Genomic DNA, 5,679 nt, shown 5'->3' with positions numbered 1-5,679 from the left:
CGTCCTGAGGCACTTCCTTTATTATCTCTGCTGCAAAGCTCTCAGTTTCGCGTGAAGCCGTACCGTTTCCGATAGAAATGACATTTACGTTGTACTTCTGTATGAATTCCTTTACCTTTTTCTTGGCAGCTTCAACTGCTCCCGCAGAGCCTACGGGGTAGATTATGGCAGTATCGAGGACTTTTCCCGTGCCGTCGATGACTGCTGTCTTGCAGCCGTGAGCATAACCGGGGTCAAGTCCGAGGATTATGCTGCTCTTAAGCGGCGGCTGGAGGAGCATCTGACGGAGATTTGCAGCAAATACCTTTATGGAGTCCTCTGCTGCCTTCGCGCTCATCTCCGAGCGTATCTCACGCTCGATAGACGGGAAGATAAGTCTCTTGTAGCTGTCTGCGGCAGCTGCTCTTACAAGCTCTCCGCAGGCATTGTTTGCCTTGATGTACTTGCCGAAGATAACGTCCGTAGCAAGAGTTTCGTCAAGAGTAACGGACACCTTGAGGAAGTTCTCCTTTTCGCCTCTGTCAAGGGCAAGGACTCTGTGATTTGCTACCTTCGGGATAACCTCGGAGTACTCGTAGTAGTTCATATATACGCTCTCTGCCTCGGGATCGGCAGCCTTTGAGACAAGCTCGCCCTTCTCCCCTGCCAGAGCACGGAGCTTCTTTCTGATATCGGCGTCGTCGGAGATATCCTCCGCAATGATATCCATTGCGCCCTGCAAAGCAGTCTGAGCGTCAGTTATCTTCTTTTCTTCGTCAATGAAAGCCTCAGCTTCCTTCTCTGGCTCTGTGGAATTCTCCTGTTCCATGAGCTTTACAGCCAGCGGCTCAAGACCGTTCTCACGGGCGATGCTTGCACGGGTACGGCGCTTGGGCTTGAAGGGACGGTAGATATCCTCTACCTCAACAAGAGTAACGGCAGCGCTTATAGCAGCCTCTATCTCTGGAGTCATCTTCTCCTGCTCGGTGATAGCGGCAGTTACCTCCTCCTTGCGCTTTTCGAGGTTGCGGAGGTACATGAGCCTGTCATACAGCTCACGGAGTATCTGATCGTCGAGAGAGCCTGTAAGCTCCTTACGGTAACGGGCTATGAACGGGATAGTCTTATCGTCGTCTATAAGCGCAACGGTATTGTCGACCTGTTCCTGTCTGAGTCCGAATTCCTTGGCAAGTGTCTTATTTATATCCATAACGGCTTCCTTTCGTCGTGCGTCAGTGCCGCACTCTGTTGTTATACTTATTTATTCCTGTACTTCTTCCTCTGTCTGCGGAGGAGCTTCCTCCGCCTGCGGGGCTGCTCCGCTCTCCGAGTGACTGTCGTTCCAGCGGTCGAGCCATGAGAACAGGGTCTTGGCTATATCCTTATATACATTGATATTGTTCTTTTCCATGAGCACATCATGCCGCATACCGTCAAAAAGCCTGTGGGATATGCTCTCGTAGCCTGTCTTTTCAAGCCTTTCCACGGTCTTCATGAACTTTTTCTCCGATATCATGGCAGAGTCTTCTCTGCCCGATATAAAGCGTATTGGCAGAGAAGGATTCGTAACCTTCCAGCCTCTTGATGAGCCTGCCTGCTTTACGAGCCATATCAGCTCCTCATAGCAGTTGAGGGTGGGCTTGAAATTACATAGGGGATCCTCATTGAATGTCAGCACCGCGTCCGCGTCGCTGCATCTCCACGAATTTATGGGATCCTCAAAGAACTGACCGAACCCGTCATCTACTGCGTTGAATATTTTCTCGCTCCTGAAACGGCTTCCCGGGCGCTTCGCGGATACGGACCTGATAGTTCTTGCAACAGGAGAAAAAGGACTGTAGCATATAGTTCCCAGAAGGACAACTCCGTCCACTGCGCTGTCATGCTCCTTTATGAAACATTCTGCGCCTGCCGCTCCCATACCGCTGGCTATCATAAAAACAGGAACATTGGGATAAGCCTCTCTTATTCTCTTGTTGAACTGGGTGATATCGTTCACAAAGCCCTCACCGCCGTTCCTGAACATAAAGCCGAGATCATCGGGCTCTACGATACTTCTTCCGTGGCCGCGGTTATCGTGTATCACCGTGATAAAGCCCTGCTCGGCAAGATAGTCCATAAAGGGGTAATAGCGTTCCTTATGTTCGTTCATGCCGTGAACGAACTGGACAATGCCGTGTACATCTCCCGACGGCACTGCAAGAACTGCCGAGATAACAAGCTTGTCGAAGTCAGAGATGAACTCAAATTCCTTCAGATCAGCATTTAGCATATAGTTCCTCCTGTCAAAAGCGGAAAAATAACATTACAAGGTATATTATAACACAAAAAGTACGGAAATGCAACCGCACATTGCTTTTCCTACCGTTCGGCGCATATTTCCCTGAGCTTGCAGCTCAGTGTATTCGGGACACCTCTCGGCCCGCGCACAGCTGATACTCCCAGCTCCTTCATAGCCGAAAGGGGCATATCTTCCCTTGAAAAGCGGTGCAGGAGCTTGAGCCTGACTGCTTTTCTTATATGATAGTCTCCGTTATCGTAATTATACGGGATATTCACTTCGACCGCCGCACATTTGTAAAGTATGGCGGATACGGGAGCTGCCATATATATGTAAACAGTGTCTCCAACGATGTAATTTGCGGTCTGCTTCCAGATTATCGTACCGTCACGCATGAAGTCCTGCTCGACGTCGTACATTGCAGGTGCGGCAGGTATCAGCCACTCCTTCGGCTCTGTACGCAGTTTCTTTCCGCTTCCCGACTGACCTGCAAGCTCATGGCTCATCTCAAAGAGCGCTTTCAGCTGCTCCTCATCAACGCTGCCGTCAAGAAGTACGGATACCCAGCCTTCCTTGTTCATGTGATACGCTGGGAATATCCCCTTCATGGCAAGGAGCGAGCCCGTCATCATGGGGCTGCACTTCACATTGACGATAAACACCTTTCCCAGCCCCGGCTTTCCCAGCTTTGCCCCGTCAACATCCATGACTATGGCATACCATTTACCATTATTGCTGCATCTCAGCACTGCACATTCGGGAGCCCTTTTCCAGAGATATTCGGGCTTTGTGCCGAAGCGCTCCTCCGCATAGGCAAACAGCCTGTCCCTCATTTTCAATCCAGCCACAGCTCACTCTCCGTTCTGACTTTTCATCTCGCCGCGCAGACAGATATAGCAGGCATTGCATATCTCGCAGTCCTTTTCGGCACGGTGAGCTCCCGTAACGGAAATGCCGTAGTGGTCCGCCACAGTGGTCTGTCTGCGGTCGGGCAGCAGCGGCAGCACCTTTCTCGCAAAGCGCAGCACATCGACAAAATCGTTGTCCAATACTATTCCGTGACAGCGCAGGAGATTATCATATAAAAAGTTTATGTCGAAATTCACATTGTAGCCCATGAGCATATCTTTCCCCGCGAAATCGTAAAAATCCCTTATCGCTTCGGAAATACAGGGCGCATCCTGCACCATGCCGTCGTCAATGCCTGTAAGCTCCGTGATAAACGAGCTTATATGCTTTTCAGGCTTAATGAGCGTTGAGAACACGGCTGACTTAATGCCGCTGCGGTAGCGCACGGCTGCGATCTCGATTATCTCGCTCTCGGCAGGGTCAAGTCCTGTTGTTTCGATATCCACGACACAGTAATCCTCGGGAAAGGCTATCCTGCTTTTTCCCTTTCTGCGCTTTATGTCACTCACATTAATGCTCCCTTCAACATAATACTGACAAATCATACACTACATTATAATATACCTGACGAAAATTGTCAAATCAGCAGAGGATCATGACGATATGTAATTTATATACTAACAGTTCTCACTGATAGTTAAATCATAATAATTTGTAGAAATTAGACTAAAACTATTGATTTTTCTTAAAAAATGTTGTATTATATAATTGTAAGATTGTACGTCCACTTTTATCATTTATTATTATGAAAGTATGAAAGGAGCACCCGCCATGAAGAAGTTAATCGCGGCTGCAGCAGCTCTCACAACTGCTGTAAACGCCGCAGCTTTATCAGCAAATGCAATGTTTGAAAATGTTCCCGCAGGAAGGATCTGGGATGAGGAAATAGAAATGTTCCCAATGATGGAAAACGGTGATCTTGTTACCGACATCAACGGAGACGGCTCTTTCGGTCTCGATGACTGCGCTCTGTTCTACGGATACACACATTCGTATGATACAGACGCAGAGCTTGCTCAGCGTATCAGCAGCATAGGCGACTACGACGCAGACGGCAAGGTAAACGCATACGACTCCGAGCATCTCACAAGATTCTATCTCCTGAAAAACGGCATTTTCTCAAAAGATACCGATCCGCAGACCTACAGTGATATCGACATGGTTCAGGAATATAATGAAGGTCTCTTCAGCTGGTCGTCAAGACTTTCCGAAGACTTCATCGAAGAACTGCGTAACCAGTCCGCCTACCTGATGGCTTCGTATTCACTGTTCAAGGAGGCTGTTGAAAACGGCACTGTCAGCTGTGACGTGAACGGCGACGGCGTCTATGATTACACAGACCTTGACTATCTGTGGGTATTCGGCTACAACAAGTACTTTTTCATGTATAACAGTGTTCCCGACAGCGAAAAGCCCGTTATCTCAGACGAGATATACGCAAGCTGCCAGAAGCTCTACGATCAGGTCGCTGACGATATGCAGATAGACTGGTTGTTTGATTATGCTGAAATGTACTGTATCGAAGAAAACGGTATCTCCGAAGAGCAGTTCAGTGAGGATTACTACGACAGCCTCATAGAGGGCTCGGGCAAGCTTATGCTGGCAAGATGTCTGAAGTATAATTACAGCGAGTGGATGCCTTGCAATGAGTATCTTGAGTACAACGGTGCAGTGTTCAACAGAGAATTCACAGTTTTCTGGGAACAGATCAGTGCAGGCGAGGTTGAGCTCCCCGATACCAACGGCGACGGCATCATCAACAGCTCAGATGTTTTCAATGCCATGATATTTAAAGAAGACCTTCAGTCTCTTACAGCTGCAAATGATTCGGTCCTTCCCGAAAACGTGTGGGAATTCTTCACGGAAGGCTGCGATATCAACGGCAACGGACTCAGCGGCGATATCCACGATCTCACGATACTTGAGATCGGATATATGCTCAGCGCTTCCGATGCGGAAATGGAGGCCATATACGACAATATAAGCGAGAACGTAAACGCTTATATAAATAAGCTCTCAGAGGCAAGCGGCGTTCCTGCCGTAAAGTACAGACCCGAGAGCATTACCGCACCTGATGCGAGCGATGTCGATATAGAGCGTTCAGGCGACGCTAACGGCGACGGAACAGTTGATCTTTCCGACGCTGTAAAGATCATGCAGGCAATGGCAAATCCCGATAAGTATCAGATCTCATATATCGGCAGATTCAACGGTGACGTAAACAACACAGGCGACGGTATAACATTAGGCGACGCACAGGAAATACAGTCAAGACTCCTTAATTCTTGATAAAAAATACAACAGCCGACGTTCTTATTGAACGCCGGCTGCTTTTTATTGTCATTCTGTCGCCTGGAATATGCCTCTTACGAAGCTGTAAAGGTGTGAATGGATAGAGTCGTCGCCGTGGTGTCCGTTGTTGACAACGTGCCATACGTGAGGTACGTTGTTCTTGGTGAAGTTGTTATGATAGCCCTCGGGAGTGTTAAGTCCTACTACGTCATCCTGAG

The 5,679-nt window shown here is 48.5% G+C and carries 5 protein-coding genes; 1 reads left to right on the top strand and 4 read right to left on the bottom strand.

The features are described 5' to 3' along the window. The 4 genes from Q0R37_RS14800 to Q0R37_RS14785 all read right to left on the bottom strand — a co-directional run. Positions 1-1,189: Tex-like N-terminal domain-containing protein (locus Q0R37_RS14800; protein WP_294755344.1), on the bottom strand; the 1,189-nt coding region annotated here is incomplete at its 3' end. Positions 1,190-1,240: 51 nt separating this feature from the next. Then, entirely contained in the window at positions 1,241-2,251 is a 1,011-nt protein-coding gene (locus tag Q0R37_RS14795; protein WP_294755343.1) for an alpha/beta fold hydrolase, read from the bottom strand. Between the two features lie 89 nt (positions 2,252-2,340). Then, positions 2,341-3,108: an MmcQ/YjbR family DNA-binding protein gene (locus Q0R37_RS14790; RefSeq protein ID WP_294755342.1), complete on the bottom strand. Its 768-nt coding sequence runs from the start codon at positions 3,106-3,108 to the stop codon at positions 2,341-2,343. A 3-nt stretch (positions 3,109-3,111) separates the two neighbouring features. Next, a complete protein-coding gene (locus Q0R37_RS14785) occupies positions 3,112-3,678 on the bottom strand; it encodes a 3'-5' exonuclease (protein ID WP_294755340.1) in 567 nt (188 codons plus the stop codon). 262 nt (positions 3,679-3,940) lie between these two features. Between Q0R37_RS14785 and Q0R37_RS14780 the strand changes: the two genes are divergently transcribed. After that, on the top strand, positions 3,941-5,458 hold the full coding sequence (locus Q0R37_RS14780) for a dockerin type I repeat-containing protein (RefSeq protein ID WP_294755339.1): 1,518 nt from the start codon (positions 3,941-3,943) through the stop codon (positions 5,456-5,458). Positions 5,459-5,679: the final 221 nt, after the last annotated feature.

Origin of the sequence: uncultured Ruminococcus sp. (assembly GCF_946415235.1) — a bacterium.
Classification (GTDB): domain Bacteria; phylum Bacillota; class Clostridia; order Oscillospirales; family Ruminococcaceae; genus Ruminococcus.
Note: the sequence above shows the minus strand (reverse complement) of the source record. Positions and strands in the feature narration are given on the sequence as shown.

Bases quoted from the DNA above. Each gene is read 5' to 3' on its own strand.
- Q0R37_RS14780 (WP_294755339.1), top strand. From the start codon at position 3,941: ATGAAGAAGTTAATCGCGGCTGCAGCAGCTCTCACAACTGCTGTAAAC.
- Q0R37_RS14795 (WP_294755343.1), bottom strand. From the start codon at position 2,251: ATGCTAAATGCTGATCTGAAGGAATTTGAGTTCATCTCTGACTTCGAC.